Raw genomic sequence first — 21431 nt, 5'->3', positions numbered from 1 at the left:
TATATATGAAAATTATTATTGATGGAGATGCTTGTCCAAGCATCTCCAAAATTGAAAATTTAGCAAAAGAATATGCAATAGAAGTAAATATTTTTGTTGATATACATCATTTTATTCAAAGTGATTATTCAAAAGTTGTAATTGTAGATAGTGGTTTTCAAAGTGTGGATATGTATGTAGTAAATAACTCTCAAAATGGAGATATAGTAGTTACTCAGGATTATGGAGTTGCAGCTATGTGCTTACCTAGAGGTGTTAATGTTATAAGTCCTAAAGGAAATATTTATACAGAAGAAAACATTGATTTATTACTAGAACAAAGACATATATCACAAAAAATAAGAAAAGCTGGTGGAAGGTTTAAAGGGCCCAAAAAGAGAACTTCAGAGGATGAAGAAAGATTATTAAATAATTTAAAATCTATAATTGAATATAATATTAAAAACTAAGAGCTATATAGAATCTCTGTATTTTATATAGCTCTTTTTTTATTAGGGTATATATATTATAGGACCAAACAATACATTATTATAATATTTTTTATAACCAGTAAGGTGTCAATTAGGAAATGTACATTGTACATTAAGAAGAATGTTGTATAATAAAATAAGAGAATTATGGAATTTTATTTACAATAATTGGGATTGTAGTATAATAAGAGAATAGCAATGGTTAATACGGGGTGAAATATATGGGTGATATGAATATTTTATTTGGGAAGAAGAGTCCTCAAGAACCTAAGGAGAATATAGAGATAGGTGTTGAATTTGAGGAAGAAATAGATTTTAAAGTTTTAATCGGAAATGATGGGATTTGGAATACAATAAAAAACTTTAATAACAAAAAATCATGTGTTTGGACTCCAAAAAATGAGGGCGAATACATAGTGATGGTACAAGGGAAAAGGAAAGGTTCTAAGAAACCTTTTGAATTTTTAGCAAAAGAAGAATACATAATAGGAAAGAGCTTGGGTGAGGAGAAATTGATTAAGGAAATTTTATTAGATAAAGAAGAGTGTTTTACTGGTGAAAAAGTTAATATAGAAGTCGTTTCAAGTAAAGAAGTTCTATTATATAGATTTTGGAGAAGAGGAGATAATGGTTGGGAACCTGTAAGGGATTATTCAACTGATAATAAATTATCATATGCTGCTGTACGTGAGGGAAGTGAAGAGATTCTAATAGAATGCAAAAAAACAAATTCTAAAGAAAATGTTGATGAATATAAGACTGTAAAATTCAAAGTTAAGGAAAAAAATAAAGTTGAAATAACAGATTTTAAGTGCTTAACAGATGAATTATTATTAAATGAAGAACTAGTATTTAAAGTTAAAGCTTCCTGTGATGATGCACGTCCATTGCTATTTAAATTTGTAAGAGTGGACAAGTACGGAAGATCAGTATGTATACAGGATTTCTCATCAAGAAGAATTGTAAGTTTCCAAGAGAATGAGGAAGGGGAATATAAACTTCTATGTCTTATGAAAGATATATTCTCAAATAAAGAGTATGATGATAGAGCTGTTATGTTATATGAAGTTAGACCATATAATGCTGTAAGAATTAATAGCTTTAAGGCTGATGTTAATACACCACAAGTATCAGGAACAGATATTACATTTAAAGCAGATGCTTATGGTGGAAGAGAATTAGTATATAGATATATTGTAGATGGCCCAATTGCAGAAGATTCATGCTATACAAGAAGTAAGGAATTTTATTGGAATCCTAGAGAAAAGGGATCTTATAAGATAACTTTATATGTAAAAGATATATCTTATAATGGAGATTATGAAGATAAGAAGACAATATTATTTGATATAGACAAAAAAGGAGATAAGCCAATTAGAATAGTTGATGTTATCTCAGATCAAAGAAGGGAAGTTATAGTTAATAGACCTATAAATGTTAGAGCAATTGCTGAAGGTGGAACTATACTTTTATATTCATTCATAATTTTTAGAGATAGAAAAGAAATCGATAGAATAGATTATAGTAGAACAAATTGGCTAAACTATACTCCAAAAGAAAAGGGAGAGTATGAAATCAGTATAAGGGTAAAGGATAAATACTCTCTAGAGGATTATGATGTCGATTCCAGTGTGTTTTTAAAGGTAAAAGACTATTTACCAGGAAATATAGATTATATTCTATTACCTTGCAAGGAGTTATTTTTAGTTGGTGATGAAATAGAAGTAGAAGCTGTAGTTCAAAACACAAAAAATATATTAATTAATTTTGTAACTAAAATAAATGGACATGAAGTTGAAGAAACAGGATTTATGAAGAATAAGAAGCTTGTTGTTAAACCTAAATGTGCAGGAAAATATACCTTTGAGGTTTATGCAAAAAACGTAAAATGTGAAGGTGAATTTGATACAAAAAGAGATATAAATATATATGTACATGAGGCAATTCCGGTTACAGGAACTAAAATAAAAATAGACAAAGAACCAATTAAAATTAATACAGAAGTAAACTTTTGGGCTGAAAGTGTTGGAGGAAAAGATGTTTGTTATGAATTTTATTTAATGGAAAAAGGTAACTGGGTAAAAGCTCAAAGTTATAGCAAGAAAAGATATTATACATTTATACCATTTTCAAAAGGTAAATATAGAGTAATGGTACTTGCAAAGAGTTTTTATAAGAGAGTTAATTATGAAGATTACTGTGAGATAGAATTTACTGTATAAAATTTATTATAGATTTATATATCGTAGATTAAAAAAGTCCGAAAGGACTTTTTTAATTTATCAATAGTTTTATATTTATAGCAAGGATTCATTAATTGATTTTTGGGGAGATTAATAATACAATAAGATGAAACTTAAGTTAGATAAAAGTATTTAGATAAATAACAAAATAAAGATAAGAGGTGTTCAATAAATTGCAAAGATTAGATAAGATAATTTCAAATTTAGGATACGGAAGTAGAAAAGAAATTAAGGTATTAGCAAGAAAAGGGTTTATAGAAGTTGATGGAGTAGTAGAAAAAGATAGCGGCAAGCTTGTAGATCCTGATAAATCAGTTATAAAGATAAATGGAGAACAAATATTTTATAGAGAGTTTATATATCTTATGATGAATAAGCCAGATGGAGTAATATCAGCTACATCTGATTCAAGAGAAGAAACAGTTGTTGACCTTTTAGAAGTAGATCATCAAGCCTTTGAACCATTCCCAGTTGGAAGGCTTGATAAAGATACTGTAGGACTATTATTATTAACTAATGATGGAGAATTAAATCATAGATTAATAGCTCCTAAATGGAAAGTAGATAAAGTTTATTATTCTAAAATAGATAAAAAAGTTACTGAAGAAGATGTTGAAGCATTTAAAAAAGGTATTACTTTAGATGATGGATATGTTTGCAAAGAAGCAATTCTTGAAATTATAGAAGCAACAGATGAGGGATCAGAAATTAATGTAACAATACAAGAAGGTAAATTCCACCAAGTTAAAAGAATGTTTGAAGCTGTAGGAAAAAATGTAGTATATCTTCAAAGAATTGAATTTGGAGGATTACCTTTAGATGAAGATCTAGAGGAAGGCGAATATAGGGAATTAACAGAAGAAGAAATAATGCATCTAAAAAGCTTTTAACGAATGATGGGAAAACTTGCAAGAGAATTATTCATTAATTTCCATAAAATGAATAAAGTTTTTAAAATTACTTGCATTTTATAATCCATTAACATATAATACTATTGCAAGGATAAATAAAAGGAATAAATAGCCCCCTTTTTATTTATTGCTTATTGCTAAAGCGCAACCTGGCCCCAAGGGTTGCGTTTTTTCGTGTCTAAAAATATATTTTTGTAAATATTTACACGGGTGATGAGTTATACTAAACATATGAAATAATTAAGTGAAGAATTTGAATTAAAAAAATCAGAAATTATAAAAAATGAAATATTTAATTCATATGTAATAAGTCATGGAAGATTAAAATCTATCAAATTTTATAATTTTGCATGATTTAAAAGAGATATTTACAATGATATTTAATAAATGTATAATTAAATACGTTAGATAAATAAAAAAAGTAATGCAGTGAAGAAGAAGAGTATATGAATCTTTATTTTAAAGAGAGCGAAGTATTGGTGAGAACTTTGTAAATAAAATCATAGAAAGAAGCTTTGGAGCATAGTGTCGAAATAAGAGTAGATAACTGGGATTTCTCCCCTTATAGAGAATTAAGTGAGCCTTAAAGAATTTATACTTTTTTGGCTAATTTAGGTGGTACCGCGTAAAGTTGTAGTCTTTTCGTCCTAAGTGTTTAGGAGGAGAAGACTTTTTTTATATGAATTTTAGAAAGGTGATGAAATAATGAGTAGAGAAACATTAGCAAATTTAATATTTAAAAATGAATTAAAGACTCCAGAGTATTATTTAGAGAAATATCCTGAAAGAAACTTAAAAGAAGGGGCTAGAGTTGTAAGATATGCACCAAGTCCAACAGGGTTCCAACATATTGGAGGAGTTTATGCAGCTCTTATAAATGAAAGACTTGCACATCAAAGTGAAGGTATTTTCTATTTAAGAATTGAAGATACAGACCAAAAAAGAGAAGTTGAAGGTGCTATAGAAGATACAATAGCTACTATGCATAACTTTGGAATGAATTTTGACGAAGGTATGACAGGAGAAGAAACTTCAAAAGGTGAATATGGTCCATATAGACAAAGTCAAAGAAAAGAAATATACCATACATTCGCTAAAGAATTAGTTAAAAAAGGATTAGCATACCCATGCTTCTGTACTCCAGAAGAGTTAAATGAAATAAGAGAAAAGCAAATGGCAGAAAAGATTACTCCAGGATATTATGGAGAATATGCTGTCTATAGAAATCTTCCAGTAGAAGAAGCTATAAAGAAAATTGAAAATGGTGAAGAATATATTTTAAGATTAAAATCACCAGGAAAAGAAGAAAATAGAGTAGAATGCCATGATTTAATAAAGGGAGATGTTTCATTCCCAGAAAATGTTCAAGATATAGTTATAATTAAATCAGATGGACTTCCAACATATCATTTTGCACATGCTATAGATGATGCATTAATGCACACTACAGATGTAATAAGAGGAGAAGAATGGTTATCATCACTTCCAATACATCTTCAATTATTTGATGTTTTAGGATTTAAGAGACCAAACTATGCTCACGTTCCAACAATAATGAAATCAGAAAATGGATCAAAGAGAAAACTTTCAAAGAGAAAAGATCCAGAAAGTGCTGTAAGTTACTATAGAGAAGAAGGATACCCAGCAGTTTCTGTTATTGAATATCTTTTAAATATTATAAACTCAAGCTTTGAAGATTGGAGAGCGGAAAATCCTGATGCAGATTATCATGAATTCACTGTAGCTTTAGATAAGATGAGTAAATCAGGTGCTTTATTTGATATAGTTAAATTACATGATGTAAGTAAGAATGTTATATGTAAAATGAAGCCTGAAGTAGTATATGATTATTATACAACTTGGGCAAAAGATTTTGATAAAGAAATGTTTGACCTTGTAACTAAAGATGAAGCTATGATGAAAGAAGTATTTAACATAGATAAAGAAGGTCCAAAGCCAAGAAAAGATTTTGGTAAATGGAATGAAGTTCGTGAAAAAATATTCTACTTCTTTGATGAACTATTTGATTTAGAAAAAGCAGAAGATGTAGAGCTTCCAAAGACTTTAAACTTAGAAGACGCTAAGAGTATAATTGAAAGCTATGCTAAGTCATACAACTTTAATACTGATCAAGAAACTTGGTTTGAAGAACTTAAAACTTTAGCTGTAGAGCTTGGATATGCAACAAACAGAAAAGAATACAAAAAGAATCCAGAAAACTTTAAAGGAATGGTTTCAGATGTTGCAGGTGCAGTAAGAGCAGCTCTTACTCATAGAACAAACACACCAGATCTTTATACAATAATGCAAATTATGGGTGAAGAAAAGGTAAGAGAAAGATTTAATAAATTCATTAGCTTATAATACACAATTTAAAATATATTGCTTAATCTAGCATAAAGATAAAAGGACTTTTTCATATAATGAAAAAGTCCTTTTTGATTACACTGGAAGATATACTATAAATTGAAATATATTGTAAAATAATAGTAGTTTATATATAATATTGAAGGGAGGTATGGCACATTACAACTAAGAAAATCTTATATTATTATAAATTTAAAACCATTTTTATATTTAATATATCAGAATTTAGAGGGGGGGATTTCTGCATATATAGTGGTTTTAATTTTGAATCTAGAAGATATTATAAGATTTATAAATGAATTAAATTTTAAAAGTTGTGGGGGGAAAATGTATAAATTAAGAAAAAATCTTATGCCTATATTAGGCGTAATAATATGTAGTATTGCATTAATTATTATTTCAAAATCTATATTTACTGGAGGGTTTTTGCCTGATAAGTACAATAAGGACATGAAATATTATAAGGCTGTAGTAACTGAAATTGTAAGTGAAGATCTACAAAAAGATAAATATTTGGAAGAAGTAGAAGTAGGATTTCAAACTATACGGGTTCAAGTAAAGGATTCTCCTTTAAAGGGGCATGAGTTTGAAATTAAGAATCCAGTAAGTAGACTTTATAATATTAAAGTCAATAAAGGTAGTAAAGTTATAGTAGGATGCTATGAGAATGATGGGGAAACTGTTATAAATTTATTTAGTCATGATAGAAGTAATATGATTTATCTATTAGTAGCTTTATTTGCAATAGTAGTAATTATTGTTGGTGGAATAAAGGGGATTAAATCTTTAGTTGCATTAGTATTTACTTTAGTATGTTGTGTATATCTGATGTTACCTTTAATGTTAAATGGGGTAAATCCTATTTTGGCAGGAATAATAATGGCGATACTAAGTATAAGCGTTACTTTATTACTTGTTTCAGGGATAAATAAGAAAACATTAGCTGCAATTTTAGGTACAACTATCGGTGTAGTTATTGCGGGGATAACTGCTTATGTATTTGGGAACTTAACAAGTCTATCAGGAATAACAATGGAAAATGCAGAGAGTTTAATGTATATTGCAGAGGATTCAGGCCTTAAGATTAAAGGACTAATGTTTACTGGAATATTGGTAGCATCTCTTGGTGCTGTTATGGATGTTGCTATATCAATTTCATCATCTATATTTGAAATTTATAGTGTTGATAATAGTATAAAGTTTAATCAATTATTTAAGAGAGCTATGAATATAGGTAAAGATATTATTGGAACTATGACAAATACATTGATTTTGGCTTTTGCTGGAGGCTCTTTAAGTGTATTAATATTAATTTATTCTTCTGATATGCCATATAACAAGCTAATTAATTTAGATATATTAGGCATAGAGATAATTCAAGGAATTTCAGGAAGTATAGGAATAGTTTTAGCAGTACCTATTACAGCGATTATTGCAAGTTACTTATGCATATATAAAAGGAAAAAATAGAAATTTAATATTTAGGATTAAGGAAATAGTTAGCTGATTTAAATTTTATTTAAATGATAAAAATTATATATTATAAATCTTACTGATGGAACACATATTCTAACATGAATTTAACAACAAAGTTGAGAAAATTTTACAGTACATATGATAATATAAGAGGGAAATATTATAAATTTATAATTAATAAGGGGAAAAAAGTATGGGTTTTAAAATTAAATGTACTAAAAAATTATCAGCATTATTTGTTGCATTTACAATGATAGTTGGAGTAATTGCAACTCCGGCTCAAGTGGCTTTTGCAGAATTAATGGTGGATTCAAAAGAAGAAGAGATAATTGTCTTTGAGGAAAGCTTTACAGGAAAGAGAAGCAATAAAGAAGGTATAAAGGCTGAGAATGAAGGCTGGATATTTACTAGAGATGGACAAGTTAAAGAGAATGGATTAGATGGATACGATAGCACGGATAACTATAATACATTACCATCAATAGGATTTGGAAGAGGTTCTGGAAAAGTTGAATCTATAACTACTCCAAAATTTCTATTAAATAGTGCTGGTAAATTAAGTTTCTATTTAAAGAATCAAGGGATTACAGAAACAAAGCAATCAAAATTTACAGTATCAGCATTAAATGATGAAGGGATAGTAATCTTTGAAAAAATATTTGATTCTTTAGAATTAAGTAGCTATTTAAAAATTACAGAGATTATAGTAGAAGTACCTTTAGAAACTAGACAAATTAAATTTGAGTACACTAAAGATGTAGGTAATTTAACATTCGATGATGTTAAGCTTACACATAAAGAAAAAGAGGAAGAAATTGAAGGATTAATACCAATTCTTGATGCAAGAGCAACTGATAGTGAAACAGAAGTAATAGTTAAAGGTATAGTTACCTTTAAAGAAGCTTCAGGTAGTTCATTTAATTATTCTATTGAAGATAATACAGCAGGAATAGCATTAAGAGGTTCTGATGGATTAGAAGTAGGAGATGAAGTTGTTATATCAGGAAAGCCTTCAATTTTTAATGGGTTAATACAGGTAAATGGATATAAGCTTATAGAGAATAGAGGGAAAAAGGCACTTCCAGAAGGTAAGCTAGTTAAGATTACTGAAATTGTAGATAATAATGGCGGCGAAAATTTTGAATCACAAATTGTTAAAATAACAGATTTAATAATTGATTCTATAGATTTAACAGGTAACACAATACTTAAAGATGAAGATAGAAAAACTATTAATCTTTATAAAGCAATGAATCTAAATGATTTAAAAGTTAAAGATAAGGTTGAAGTTACAGCAGTACTATCACAATATGCTAAAAGTGGTAATGGTGGATATCAATTAAGAATAAATGATCCATCACAAGTTAAAAAATTAGAAAATGGATCAGAAGAGCCAAAACCAGAAGAGGATAAGGAGGGGCCAGCTATTAACAATATTAAGCCAGCACCTTCTTCAAATATAGGTGAAAACAAGAAACCTCAAATATCAGCAACATTTACCGATAAAACAGGTGTTAATATGGATACTGTTAAGATGTATCTAGATGGTACTGATATTACAGGCGATTTAATTAAAAATGAAAATACAGTTAGTTATGAAGTGAAAGAAAATCTATCAGATGGAAGACATACTGTAAAAGTTGAAGTAGCTGATACTTTAGGAAATCTAACAATAAAAGAATGGAAATTTACAGTTGGTACTGAAGAAAGAAATCTATACTTTGGACAACTTCACTCACACACAAATTTATCAGATGGACAAGGTAGTATTGATGAAGCTTATCAATATGCTGAAAAGAATGCAAATGTAGACTTTATGGCAGTTACAGACCACTCAAACTGGTTTGATAATGATACAAAAGCTAGTTTATCAGATGGCTCTGCAAGTACAGCATGGAATAAAGGTAAAGATGCTGCAGATAAGTACAATAAGGATGGCGAATTTGTAGCTATTTATGGGTATGAAATGACTTGGTCAGGTTCAACTGGTGGATATGGACATATAAATACATTTAACACACCTGGTTTTGAAACTAGAAGTAATAAAAATATGGATTTAAAAACATACTATAATACATTAAAAACACAGCAAGAATCTCTATCACAATTAAATCATCCAGGTAAAACATTTGGTGATTTTAATGACTTTTCACATTATGATGCAGCTATAGATGAATTAGTTACATTAGTAGAGGTAGGTAATGGTGAAGGAGCTATTAGAAGTTCAGGATATTTCCCATCATATGATTATTATACAAGAGCTTTAGATAAGGGATGGCATGTTGCACCAACTAATAACCAAGATAATCATAAGGCTAAATGGGGTAATGCAAATACAGCAAGAACAGTTGTTGAGGCATCAGATCTTTCAAGAGAATCTATTTATAATGCAATTCGTGAAAGAAGGGTTTATTCAACTGAGGACGAAAACTTAAAAATTTCTTATACAGTTAATGGGAACACAATGGGATCAATTTTAGAAAAAACTGATTCTTTAGAGTTTAATATTAATGTTGAAGATATTGATAATAACGATAATATCAAAAAGATATCAATAATCGGAGACGGTGGTAAAGTAGTAAAATCAATAGATAATGTAAACTCTAATAAAAAACAATTAACATTCTCTTTAGATAGCAATGAAAGTTCATATTACTATGTAAGAGTAGATCAAGAAGATAAAGATATTGCTGTGACAGCACCAGTTTGGGTTGGAGAAAGAGAAAATGTTGGTATATCAACAGTAGATTGTGATACTGAAGTTATAGTTGAAGGTGAAGAATTTAATATAGAAACTAATATATATAACAATGAAGCCACTGCATTAAATGATGTTAAAGTTGAGTACTATGTGAATGGTTCAGATAAACCAATAGTAAAGAATATTGATAAAATAGAAGCAGCTGAGCAATTTACAGCAAAACTTCCATATAAATTTGAAAAGGCAGGAGATTACACATTCCAAGTTAAGGTTATAGCTAATGTAAATGGAAATGTTAAAGAGTTTAAAGGTAGCATTGATATTGAAGTAGTTAAATCAAGTCAGGTTTCAAAAGTTATTATTGATGGAGCACATCAAAATCAATATGTAACTGGTGATTATGCTGGTAAGGTAACTACATTAACAGCATTAATGGCTCAAAACGGAATGAAGGCAATAATAAATAAAGAACCAATTACTGATAAAGTATTAGAAGGTGCATCTTTATTAATGTTATCTGACCCGCAGAGTACAAATAAGGATGATTATGGATTAACTCCTCAAAAATATACACAAGACGAGCTAGATGCTATAGCTAGATTTGTTAAAAAAGGAGGCAATATAGTAGTTACTTCTAAAGCAGATTATGGTGATGCTAAAGGGGAGTATGGAAATGCACAGCAAGGTAATTCTGTACTTGAGGCTATAGGAGCGAAAGTAAGATTTAATGACGACCAAGCTACAGATGATGTAGAAAATGGAGGTCAATCTTATAGATTGTATTTTGATGACTATAATACTGAAAGTGAATGGATGAAGGGGATTGATACATCTAAGCAGTTTAGTTATTATAGTGGTTCAACTTTAATTATGCCAAAGGATACTAAAAATGTTGAAGTTTTAGTTAGAGGTCATGATACCACTTATGGAAATGATGCAGATAACCAAAATGATAATTATCCAATTGGAAAAGGAGAAATGATAGGAGTAGCAGCTGAAACTTTAGAAAGTGGATCTAGAGTTATAGTATCAGGAGCTACATTATTCTCAGATTTTGAGATGGACGGCTTAGATTACTCAAATTATCAAATAACAGAAAAAATTATAAAAACATTAGCACCAGCGCCACAAATACCAGTAAGTAAAATTACTGAAGTAAGAGTTGATAATGATAAAGATAATAATCCAGATAGATTTGGAGAAAAAGTAGTTGTAGAAGGATATGTTACAGCAGCATCAAATGCAGCAGCTAAAGGAAATTCTTTCTTTGATGTTATATATATTCAAGATGAAACTGCAGGTTTAACTGTCTTTGGTGTATCGTCAACAAAAGTACAATTAGGTCAGAAAGTAAGAATTACTGGAAAAGTTTCTTCTTATCTAGGAGATGCCCAAGTTGCTGTTAAAAACGAAGAATTTGATTTGCAAATTATTGATGAGAATATTAACTTAGTAGAACCTACTAAACTTTCAACTAAAGATAGTATGATGGAAGAAAAGGAAGGTTTATTAGTTAAGGTTTCTGGAACAATAACAAGAGTTGAAGATCAAAATATCTATGTTGATGATGGAAGTGGAGAGAGTAGAGTTTATACTGAAGGTTATATTGGAAGTAGTGAAAATCCAGGTGTAGCTGATGAATGGAAATCAAGAGTTAAGGTAGGAGATAAGATTTCAGCAATAGGTCTTGCCTCAGAGGATCCAGAAGGACATAGATTGAGAGTAAGAGATTCAGCAGAAATAGTACTATTATCGGAAGAGAAACCAGAAGATAAGCCAGATAACAAGCCAGAAGATAAGCCAGAGAATAAACCGGAGAACAAACCAGAAGATACGCCAAATAACAAACCGGAAGATAAGCCAGAAGATAAGCCACAAGACAAACCAGGAAACAGTGAAGAACAAAAACCTCAAGATAAGCCTGAAAATGAAGGAGATTTACCAGATACGGGACGAGAAGATATATTGATTAGTATACTAGCTGGAATGAGCTTACTTTGTGGTGGGGCATATATTTTATTTAGAAAAAGAAAAAAATCTTCATAAACTCATATAAATTAAAAGACATGCTACTTTAGGTAGCATGTCTTTAATATTTTATATAAAATACTATTTTAATTTAAATGAGCTCTTAAGTGGAACTATTCTATTAAAGATTAACTTACCATCTTTAGTGTGATTATCCACTGAGAAGAATCCGTTTCTAACCATTTGGAATTTATCTAATGATTTTGCACCATTAATTGCAATTGGTTCAATGAATCCGTTAAGAACTTGCATTGAGTTTGGATTGATTTGTTCTAAGAAATTCTTATCAACATTTCCATCTTCAACATCTAATATTAAAGGTTCATATAATCTAAATTCAGCAGGTACAGCATTTTTTGCATCAACCCAGTGAATTGTTCCTTTAACTTTTCTTCCTGTAAAGCCAGAACCACTCTTAGTTTCTGGGTCATAAGTACAGTGAAGCTCTATAACATTTCCTTCAGGATCTTTTATTACATCATTACATTTAATAAAGTATGCGCCCATAAGTCTAACTTCGTTACCAGGGAATAATCTAAAGTACTTTTTAACTGGCACTTCCATGAAGTCATCTCTTTCAACATAGATTTCTCTTGAGAAAGGAACTTCTCTTGTTCCAAGTTCTTCATTCTTTGGATTATTAGAAACTGGTAACATTTCAGTTTTTCCTTCTGGATAGTTTGTTATGATAACTTTAAGTGGATTCATAACAGCCATAGCAGTAGGAGCTTTAGTTTGAAGATCTTCTCTTAAGAAGTAATCAAGCATTTGAGAGTCAACTACTGAATTATTCTTCGCAACACCAATAGCTGTGCAGAAGTTTCTTATAGATTCAGGAGTATATCCTCTTCTTCTAAGACCTGAGATAGTTGGCATTCTTGGGTCATCCCATCCATCCACTATCTTTTCATCAACTAATTGTTTAAGCTTTCTCTTACTCATAACAGTATTAGTCATGTTAAGTCTTGCAAATTCAATTTGTCTTGGTACATTTTCCATTTCACATTCTTTAACGATCCAATCATATAAAGGTCTGTGATCTGCAAATTCTAAAGTACAAATTGAATGAGTAATTCCTTCAATTGCATCTTCAATTGGATGAGCAAAGTCATACATAGGATATATGCACCACTTATCACCTGTATTGTGATGTGTAGCATGAGCAATTCTATATATTATAGGATCTCTCATATTCATATTAGGAGAAGCCATATCTATTTTTGCTCTTAAAACTTTTTCTCCATCTTTGAACTCACCTTTTCTCATTTTTTCAAATAACTCTAGGTTTTCTTCAACAGTTCTATTTCTATAAGGACTATCTTTTCCAGGTTCAGTTAAGTTTCCTCTAAATTCTTTTGCCTCATCTGGAGTTAAATCACAAACATATGCTAAACCTTTCTTTATTAAAAGGATTGCTCTATTATACATTTCATCAAAATAGTTTGATGCAAAGTGAAGTTCATCCCACTGACATCCAAGCCATTTTACATCCTCTTCAATTGACTGAACATACTCAGTATCTTCCTTAACTGGATTTGTATCATCAAATCTTAAGTTTGTTCTTCCTTTAAATTCAGCACCAAGACCAAAGTTTAAAAGAATTGATTTAGCATGACCTATATGTAGATATCCATTTGGTTCTGGTGGAAATCTTGTTATTATGCTATCATGCTTTCCGTTATCTAAGTCTTCAATTATTATATTTCTTATGAAGTTAGATGAATTCATATCATTTGACATAAATATTACCCCTCCTATAATTATATTTCAAATAGGGCTATTAAAAACAACCTCTAATCTATGTCTATATATTATACATTTACCTTTAATTTTAATCTAATATAGAAAAAAAATAAAGTATAACTTTATTTATCCAGTTTAAAATAGATAATACTCGGTAAATGTTGTAAAATTTACTTATATTATGATTCTGGGGGTAAATATGAAGATTTTAAGGAATATAGTAGTAATTTTTATTATTACATCTATTGGTGTTATTGGAATAGGATGCACTGAAAATAAGGATGTTGATATTAAAGTGAATAATAAAGAAGTGAATGTGGATAACAATGCAAAAGAAGAAAAGGGACATAAAGAAGATGTAATTACTTTAAAAGAAGTTGAAGAAAATTATAATGGGAGAGATCCTAAAGAGTGGGGGGAGAAGGTAACTGGAGTACTAAATCATATAAATACTAATGATAAGGTAGTATTTTTAACTTTTGATGCTTGTGGAGGAACGTATGGAAATGACTATGATAAAGAGCTCATAGAGTATCTAAAAAAAGAAGGAATAGAAGCTACATTATTTATAAATAGTAGATGGATAGATAGTAATAAGGATATATTTAATGATTTAGCTAGAAACAATCTTTTTTCTATTCAAAATCATGGAACATTGCATAAACCGTTAAGCGTAAATGGTAGAGAAGTCTATAAGATAAAGGGTACTAATTCTGTTAAGGAAGTCTATGATGAAATCAGTGGTAATGACGCTAAGATAAAAGAATTAACAGGTAAAAAACCAAAATTATTTAGATCAGGAACTGCATATTATGATGATATATCAGTAAAGATAGCTAAGGATCTTGGATATGAAATTGGAGGATTTGATGTTTTAGGAGATGCAGGAGCAACATTTTCAAAAGAACAAATAATAAAGCAAGGAAAAACTGTAAAAAATGGTTCTATATTAATTTATCATATGAATAAACCTAAGGGAGAGACCTTTGAAGGGGTTAAAGTTGTAATAGAAAACTTAAAGAAAGCTGGATATTCATTTAAAAAGATAGAAGATTATGTTTAAAAAATAAGGGCGCTATAAAATTAACTGATTTAGTTAATTTTATAGCGCCCTTTTATTTTAATATATAATTATTTTGCTTTATTGAAACGATCACTAACTACATCCCAGTTTATAAGTTCAAAGAAGTTAGTTACATAATCAGCACGTCTATTTTGATATTTTAAGTAATAAGCATGTTCCCAAACGTCTATTGTTAGTAATGGTGTTTGATCTGTTGATACTGGACAGATTTGGTTTGGAGTTGATGTTATTTCAAGTTCTTTATTTTCGTTTAGTACAAGCCAAGCCCAACCTGAACCAAATTGACCTAAAGCAGCAGCTTTTAATTTAGCTATACAATTTGCATATGAACCAAATGTTTTATCGATTGCCATCTTTAAATCACCAGTAGGTACTCCACCTTTATTAGGTCCTATTCCATCCCAATAAAATTCATGATTATACACTCCACCAGCATTATTTATAACAGCTTGGCGTATATCTTCAGGAATTTCATCAAGGTTTTTAAGTATTTCTTCCACTGAAAAATTAAAAAATCTTGGATACTTTTCAAGAGCTTTATTTAGGTTATCAACATATGTTTGTTGATGCTTATCATGATGTATCATGACAGTTCTTTCATCTATAACTGGCTCTAAAGCATCGTATGGATAAGGTAGTGGTTTTAAAGTAAATCTTTTTTCCATATTAAATCACCTCTAAATTATTATTTGTTTTAATCAATACCTTTAATATATTTATATAATTTGATTATAGGATATTATTACAAGTAAAGATATGGAATTTATGTGAATATTCCTTCTAAGTTAAATGATGGAATAAAATCAGTAGTATTAGTTCCACTTTCTTGTATAAATGCATTTTTAACTCCAATTTCAGCTGCATAGTTTATTAAACTATCATAAAGCTTAGGGTTTAATGGTTTGGATAATTCTTTATAATCAAAAGCATTAAACATAGGAGTATATTGATTCATTATACTAATATATACATTATCACCAAAAAGGTTATATATTTTATCTAGTACTTTCTTTGAATCAAATAGTAGTGTAGGAAGCATAAGATGTCTTATTATCATTCCTTTAATCATTCTTCCTTTTTCATCAAATTTATTAGGACCTACCTGAGAATACATTTCTTTTAAAATAGATAGGACATTATCTTTATACCCAGGTGCTTTAGAATATTTAATAGCATATTTATCATCAAAATACTTAAAGTCAGGAAGGTACACATCAATATATCCATTTAGCGCTTTAATTGTGTCTAAAGAATCATATCCGTTTGTATTATAAAGAATGGGAATAGTTAATCCATTATCTTTAGCAATCTTTAGAGCTTCAATTATTTGAGGAACATAGTGAGTTGGTGTAACTAAATTTATGTTATTAGCTCCTTTGTCTTGAAGTCTTAAAAATATATTTGCTAATTCTTTTATGCTTACAAAAGCACCTTTATCCTCTTGGCTTATCTCATGGTTTTGACAAAATACACATCTAAAATTACAGTTAGAGAAAAATACTGTTCCAGATCCAGTATCTAATGATATAGGAGGTTCCTCCCACATATGAAGTTCTGCACGAGCTGCCTTTATTTTATCTGATGAATTACAAGCTCCAAGTTGACCATTTAATCTATCTACATTACATTTCCTTGCACAAAGGTTGCAATTTTTAAGCATATTAGTATAATCCAATAAAATCACCCCTTAAATAATATATAAAGATTATATTACTACAAAGTTAGTTAATCAATTATACTAAGTATTTATCTGTTATGACACATATTAAATATTTTCAATATATAATAAATATTGACAAACGATATATAATAACTATAAAATAGATATTAATTAAAAAATATAATGAAAAGTATAACTTAGAGGTGAATTATGAGTGTAGGAGTATCTAAATAAGATTTTTAATTAAATAAATCCAGAAATTTTTAAGGGTAGTTACCCTTTATTTGTCATGGAATTATTTAAATCTTTGAAGATACTAAAATCTATACGAGGAATAATTATGCCCTAAAATAAGTGCGTAATATTTAAGTCGTAGAGTATCTTTCTCTACGACTTTTTTGTATCTTCATTAAATAATTTATATTTAAAGGAGAATAAAAATGAATAAAGAAACATTTGAAAAATTACAATATAATGAATTAAAAGAAAAGCTTAAAAGCTACTGCGTAAGTGGACTTGGAAGAGAATTAATAGATAAATTAGAACCATCAAGTAATATAAAAGTAGTAAAAAGAAGACTTGAAGAAACTAAAGAAGCAAGAATGCTTTTAGATATAACAGGGTACGTTCCTCTTCAAGGAATCCATAATGTAAATATGCTACTTGATAGTATAGAAAAAGGTATTGTTTTAACAGGCGAAGAACTTATAACAATATCAGACTTTTTAAGAGGATGTAGAAAAGTTAAAGAGTATATGAAAGACAAAGAAGGATACGCACCTATATTAAATTCATATTCAAGTAATATAGGAGAATTCTTGTGGATTGAGGAGGATATAAATTACTCAATAAAAGGAAATAGAGTTGATTCAAATGCTACAAAAGAACTTAAGAAGATTAGAAAATCAATTGATATATGTGAAGGAAAGATAGAGGAAAAGCTAAATAAATTTCTTAAAAATACTGGGAATAAAAAGTTTATTCAAGAATTTTTTATAAGTAAAAGAAATGATAGATTTACTATACCTATAAAAGCAGCTTATAAAAATGTTGTTAATGGAAGTATAGTTGAAGTGAGTAGTAAGGGGTCTACAGTTTTTATTGAGCCAAGTACTATAAGCAAATTTACAGTAGAACTTGTAGGGTTAAAATCTGAAGAGGCTATTGAAGAATATAAAGTTTTATCTAATTTAACAGAGCTTATATATAGCAATTTAAGAGAGATAAAAATAAATCTAGATATAATAAGAGAATATGATTTTATATTTGCAAAGGGTAAATATAGTAGAGAAATAGATGGTATATCACCAAAATTAAATACAAGTGGATTTATAAAGATAGAAAATGGAAAACATCCTTTATTAGAAGGCAGTATAGTTCCCTTAAATTTTGAAGTTGGGAGAGAATATAGAAGTTTAATAATTACAGGACCAAATGCAGGCGGAAAAACTGTAGTATTAAAAACTGTAGGTCTTTTGACTTTAGCAGTTCAATCTGGACTTCATATAGGTGCTAAAGAAGGAAGTGAGATCTCAGTATTTAATAAGATATATGTAGATATTGGAGATAATCAAAGTATTGAAAATGCACTTAGTACATTTTCATCTCATGTAAAAAATTTATCAGCAATAATTAGAGAAAGTGGTAAATCAACATTACTATTATTTGATGAGATAGGAAGTGGTACAGAACCAAATGAAGGAGCGGCCCTTGCTATAGCTATATTAGAGGAATTATATCTTAAAGGATGTATAACTATTGCAACAACTCACTATGGAGAGATAAAGAATTTCTCACAAAAACATGAGGACTTTGAAAATGCAGCTATGATGTTTAAGAAAGATACTCTAGAACCGCTTTACAGACTTCAAATTGGAAAATCAGGCGATAGCAATGCACTTTGGATATCAAAGAAGATGGGAATTGATGATAGAATATTAAATAAGGCTAAGAAGTATATGGAAGATAAAAATTATAGTCTTGAAAAAGTTAAAGAAAGTAAGATTTCTAAAGATATTATTAATGAAGAGGAAGAAATAAAGAATGTATATAATTACTCTATTGGAGATAAGGTTCTTTTATTAGACTATAATGATTATGGTATTATATACAAAGAGAAAGACGAGTTTAATAATATAGAAGTGTTTTATAAAGATGAGTTTATAAAGGTTAATGAGAGAAGGCTTAAGATTAATATAACAGCAGAAGAACTTTATCCAGAAGGGTATGATTTAGATTCAATTTTTATAGAATACGCTGAAAGAAAGCTTGAACATGATATAGAAAGAGGTTCTAAGAAAGCCCTTAGAGAAATTAAAAAGTCAATGAAGTAGATAGATTTTAAAAGACTGAAGGAGAGATTTAAGATTATGGATGAATTTTTAGAGTGGGATTATGAAGGAGAAGTATTTGATAGAATTCAAAATAGAAATATTGAAATAAGAGATAAAAACTTTGATGGATGTACATTTAATAGATGTGATTTTACAGGTGTAAACTTTCTAGAATCATCATTTGAAGATTGTACATTTAATGAGTGCAATTTATCATTAACTAAATTCTATCATTCAAAGATTAGAGGCGTTAAGTTTATTGATTGTAAAATTGTTGGAGTAGATTTTACTAAATGTGATAGATTTATTATGGATTTTGAGTTTAATAAGTCCCTTATACAAAGTTGCAGTTTTGCAGGACTTAAAATTCCGAAGACTAAGTTTATAGAATGCAATGTAGCTTCAAGTGATTTTATAGATGCGGATTTAAGAGAATGTAACTTTTCAAAATCAAGTTTAGAAGAGAGTATATTTGAAAATACAGATCTTTCAAAAGCAAACTTTAAAGATTCCATAAAATATAGAATAAATCCTCAAAATAATAATATAAAGAAGGCTAAATTTAGTATGCCAGATGTACTAGGACTCTTAGAGGAATTTGATATAGTTATAAAATAGTAAGTTTTAAGGGGAGTTAAATATGAGTGATTTAGAATGTATAGTAAATAACACTAAAAAATTAATAACAAAGAGTTATTTAAAAGATGAGTTAAAAAGAATTGGTATAAAAGATGGAGATTGTTTAATGGTACATTCTTCATTAAGCAGACTTGGATTTGTATGTGGTGGAGAAGTTGCAGTTGTAGAGGCACTTATTGAAGTTGTAGGTGAAGATGGAACAATAGTTATGCCAACTCATAGTGGTGATTATGTAGATCCAATATTCTGGGGAAATCCACCTGTACCAAATGAATGGTTTGAAGAGATAAGAAAGGAAATGCCTACCTTCGATCCTGATGTAACGCCTACATTTGGAATGGGAAGAATAGTGGAGTGCTTTAGAAATATAAAAGGTGTAAAAAGAAGCTATCATCCTACGGTATCCTTCGCGGCCCTTGGAAAACATGCTGAGTTTATTACTCAAAACCACAGTTTAGAATATTCTCTTGGAGAAAATTCACCATTAGCTAGATTCTATGATTTAGATGGTAAGGTATTATTGCTTGGGGTTGACTATGATAGTAACACATCATTCCACTTATCAGAGTATAGAGCAGAAAACTATAGCACTACTATTAGCGCATCTCCAATTATAGAAAATGGAGAAAGAGTATTTAAATCTTATGAGGATATAGAGTTTAAAACAGAATTATTTATGTTTGCGGGAGAAGAGTTTGAAGAAAATAATAATGTTAAACTAGACAAAATAGGAAATGCTGATATAAAGCTATTTAATCAAAGAGATTGTGTAGACTTTGGAGTAAAATATTTTAAGGAATGTACCTTATATTAGATTGTGTTTAAATTTGATGAAAAAAATTTACAGTTTTGAAATTGTAATATTTAACAAAAACGAGATATTTAGATATATTAAAGATAAATAAAAGAAAATAGCATATAGATACTGCTTTAATAGTTAATTTGAAAAAATATAGGCGAATATTATAAAATATAAGAAAGAAAATTCAAAGAAAAAACCTCTTTATTTGTATAATTTAATTATAAGAAATTTGTACAAGAGGGAGGAACTTGTAATGAGTAAATGGTTATTTATAATACAAGGAATTTTATTAGCTATTATAGGAATAATATTTTTTATTTATCCAATAGAAGCATTAGTTAACTTCACAATGATTTGTGGAATATTTGCTTTTGTAGCAGGTATTATATCAATAATAAAAGCATTCAAAGCGGATAGAAAAGGAATGTTTATATTTAATGGGATAATAGATATATTATTTGGTTTAACACTTTGGTTCTCACCAATATATTCCTCAGAAGTATTAGTAATATTATTTGGGGTGTGGGGGTTAGTAAGAGGTATATCTTTATTATGTGGTGAATTCCAATATAAGACAGCAGGATTTAATATAAGAACAATATATACAATACTAATAATATTATTAAGTATAGTAGTAATTCTTTACCCAATAATAGCATTAACATTTACACCAGTTATAATTGGTGTATATTTAATTCTAATAGCTATATTTGAAATATATATATGTTTTGAACTTTAATATTAATATTATTAAGTAAGATATAGTAAAGTTTAGTATATAGAAAATATAAAAAGATTCTGTGATTCCATAGAATATCAGAGTATCGACAAAGTCGATACTCTTTTTTTGTATTTAGAATACCACCTGCTATGCGGGTGGTTCTAAAAAGCTTTCAGCGGTGAGTAGAAAATAAAAAACCTCCATTGTAAAATTATAGTAGGTTTGCCGACCAGAACTATAATACAAGGAGGTG

14 protein-coding genes and 1 other annotated feature are annotated in these 21431 nt (G+C 29.0%); of the genes, 11 read left to right on the top strand and 3 right to left on the bottom strand.

The genetic code is table 11. The features are described from left to right. Positions 1-5: 5 nt before the first annotated feature. From K5V21_RS03500 to K5V21_RS03475, 6 genes are all read left to right on the top strand, one after another. Entirely contained in the window at positions 6-449 is a 444-nt protein-coding gene (locus K5V21_RS03500; RefSeq protein ID WP_221859225.1) for a YaiI/YqxD family protein, read from the top strand. Between the two features lie 242 nt (positions 450-691). Beyond that, positions 692-2692 (top strand): triple tyrosine motif-containing protein, encoded by a 2001-nt coding sequence (locus K5V21_RS03495; protein WP_221859223.1) that lies wholly within the window; start codon positions 692-694, stop codon positions 2690-2692. A gap of 194 nt (positions 2693-2886) precedes the next feature. Continuing rightward, positions 2887-3603 (top strand): pseudouridine synthase, encoded by a 717-nt coding sequence (locus tag K5V21_RS03490; RefSeq protein WP_221859222.1) that lies wholly within the window; start codon positions 2887-2889, stop codon positions 3601-3603. Between the two features lie 441 nt (positions 3604-4044). Beyond that, positions 4045-4277: a binding site (T-box leader), on the top strand. Positions 4278-4329: 52 nt separating this feature from the next. After that, on the top strand, positions 4330-5988 hold the full coding sequence (gene gltX, locus K5V21_RS03485; protein WP_221859220.1) for a glutamate--tRNA ligase: 1659 nt from the start codon (positions 4330-4332) through the stop codon (positions 5986-5988). Between the two features lie 330 nt (positions 5989-6318). Next, positions 6319-7461 carry a YibE/F family protein gene (locus K5V21_RS03480; RefSeq protein WP_221859218.1) on the top strand — a complete coding sequence of 381 codons (1143 nt, stop codon included), beginning with the start codon at positions 6319-6321 and terminating at the stop codon, positions 7459-7461. A 199-nt stretch (positions 7462-7660) separates the two neighbouring features. Further along, positions 7661-12214 (top strand): CehA/McbA family metallohydrolase, encoded by a 4554-nt coding sequence (locus K5V21_RS03475; protein ID WP_245000632.1) that lies wholly within the window; start codon positions 7661-7663, stop codon positions 12212-12214. Positions 12215-12277: 63 nt separating this feature from the next. Here the strand turns inward: K5V21_RS03475 and K5V21_RS03470 are convergent, their stop codons facing one another. Further along, positions 12278-13936: a glutamine--tRNA ligase/YqeY domain fusion protein gene (locus K5V21_RS03470; protein WP_221859216.1), complete on the bottom strand. Its 1659-nt coding sequence runs from the start codon at positions 13934-13936 to the stop codon at positions 12278-12280. Between the two features lie 202 nt (positions 13937-14138). Between K5V21_RS03470 and K5V21_RS03465 the strand changes: the two genes are divergently transcribed. Further along, positions 14139-15002, top strand: a complete 864-nt coding sequence (locus tag K5V21_RS03465; RefSeq protein WP_221859214.1) for a polysaccharide deacetylase family protein — start codon at positions 14139-14141, stop codon at positions 15000-15002. 68 nt (positions 15003-15070) lie between these two features. Here the strand turns inward: K5V21_RS03465 and K5V21_RS03460 are convergent, their stop codons facing one another. Beyond that, entirely contained in the window at positions 15071-15688 is a 618-nt protein-coding gene (locus K5V21_RS03460) for a superoxide dismutase (RefSeq protein ID WP_221859212.1), read from the bottom strand. Positions 15689-15786: 98 nt separating this feature from the next. After that, positions 15787-16698, bottom strand: coding sequence for a radical SAM protein (locus tag K5V21_RS03455; RefSeq protein ID WP_221859210.1), 912 nt, complete (start codon positions 16696-16698; stop codon positions 15787-15789). Positions 16699-17123: 425 nt separating this feature from the next. On the opposite strand from K5V21_RS03455, the gene K5V21_RS03450 reads away from it, so the two are divergent. The 4 genes from K5V21_RS03450 (at position 17124) to K5V21_RS03435 (ending at position 21196) form a co-directional block, all read left to right on the top strand. Then, positions 17124-19016, top strand: coding sequence for an endonuclease MutS2 (locus K5V21_RS03450; RefSeq protein ID WP_221859208.1), 1893 nt, complete (start codon positions 17124-17126; stop codon positions 19014-19016). Positions 19017-19052: 36 nt separating this feature from the next. Continuing rightward, positions 19053-19634 carry a pentapeptide repeat-containing protein gene (locus K5V21_RS03445; protein WP_221859205.1) on the top strand — a complete coding sequence of 194 codons (582 nt, stop codon included), beginning with the start codon at positions 19053-19055 and terminating at the stop codon, positions 19632-19634. A gap of 22 nt (positions 19635-19656) precedes the next feature. Beyond that, on the top strand, positions 19657-20469 hold the full coding sequence (locus K5V21_RS03440; protein WP_221859203.1) for an aminoglycoside N(3)-acetyltransferase: 813 nt from the start codon (positions 19657-19659) through the stop codon (positions 20467-20469). A 241-nt stretch (positions 20470-20710) separates the two neighbouring features. After that, positions 20711-21196: a DUF308 domain-containing protein gene (locus tag K5V21_RS03435; protein ID WP_221859201.1), complete on the top strand. Its 486-nt coding sequence runs from the start codon at positions 20711-20713 to the stop codon at positions 21194-21196. Positions 21197-21431 lie beyond the last annotated feature (235 nt).

Origin of the sequence: Clostridium sardiniense (assembly GCF_019753795.1) — a bacterium.
GTDB lineage: Bacteria > Bacillota > Clostridia > Clostridiales > Clostridiaceae > Clostridium > Clostridium sardiniense.
This window is presented reverse-complemented; position numbering and strand designations above follow the sequence as displayed.

Coding starts and splice junctions, on each gene's coding strand:
- K5V21_RS03500 (WP_221859225.1), top strand. CDS start 6: ATGAAAATTATTATTGATGGAGATGCTTGTCCAAGCATCTCCAAAATT.
- K5V21_RS03495 (WP_221859223.1), top strand. CDS start 692: ATGGGTGATATGAATATTTTATTTGGGAAGAAGAGTCCTCAAGAACCT.
- gltX (WP_221859220.1), top strand. CDS start 4,330: ATGAGTAGAGAAACATTAGCAAATTTAATATTTAAAAATGAATTAAAG.
- K5V21_RS03480 (WP_221859218.1), top strand. CDS start 6,319: ATGTATAAATTAAGAAAAAATCTTATGCCTATATTAGGCGTAATAATA.
- K5V21_RS03475 (WP_245000632.1), top strand. CDS start 7,661: ATGGGTTTTAAAATTAAATGTACTAAAAAATTATCAGCATTATTTGTT.
- K5V21_RS03470 (WP_221859216.1), bottom strand. CDS start 13,936: ATGTCAAATGATATGAATTCATCTAACTTCATAAGAAATATAATAATT.
- K5V21_RS03465 (WP_221859214.1), top strand. CDS start 14,139: ATGAAGATTTTAAGGAATATAGTAGTAATTTTTATTATTACATCTATT.
- K5V21_RS03460 (WP_221859212.1), bottom strand. CDS start 15,688: ATGGAAAAAAGATTTACTTTAAAACCACTACCTTATCCATACGATGCT.
- K5V21_RS03450 (WP_221859208.1), top strand. CDS start 17,124: ATGAATAAAGAAACATTTGAAAAATTACAATATAATGAATTAAAAGAA.
- K5V21_RS03445 (WP_221859205.1), top strand. CDS start 19,053: ATGGATGAATTTTTAGAGTGGGATTATGAAGGAGAAGTATTTGATAGA.
- K5V21_RS03440 (WP_221859203.1), top strand. CDS start 19,657: ATGAGTGATTTAGAATGTATAGTAAATAACACTAAAAAATTAATAACA.
- K5V21_RS03435 (WP_221859201.1), top strand. CDS start 20,711: ATGAGTAAATGGTTATTTATAATACAAGGAATTTTATTAGCTATTATA.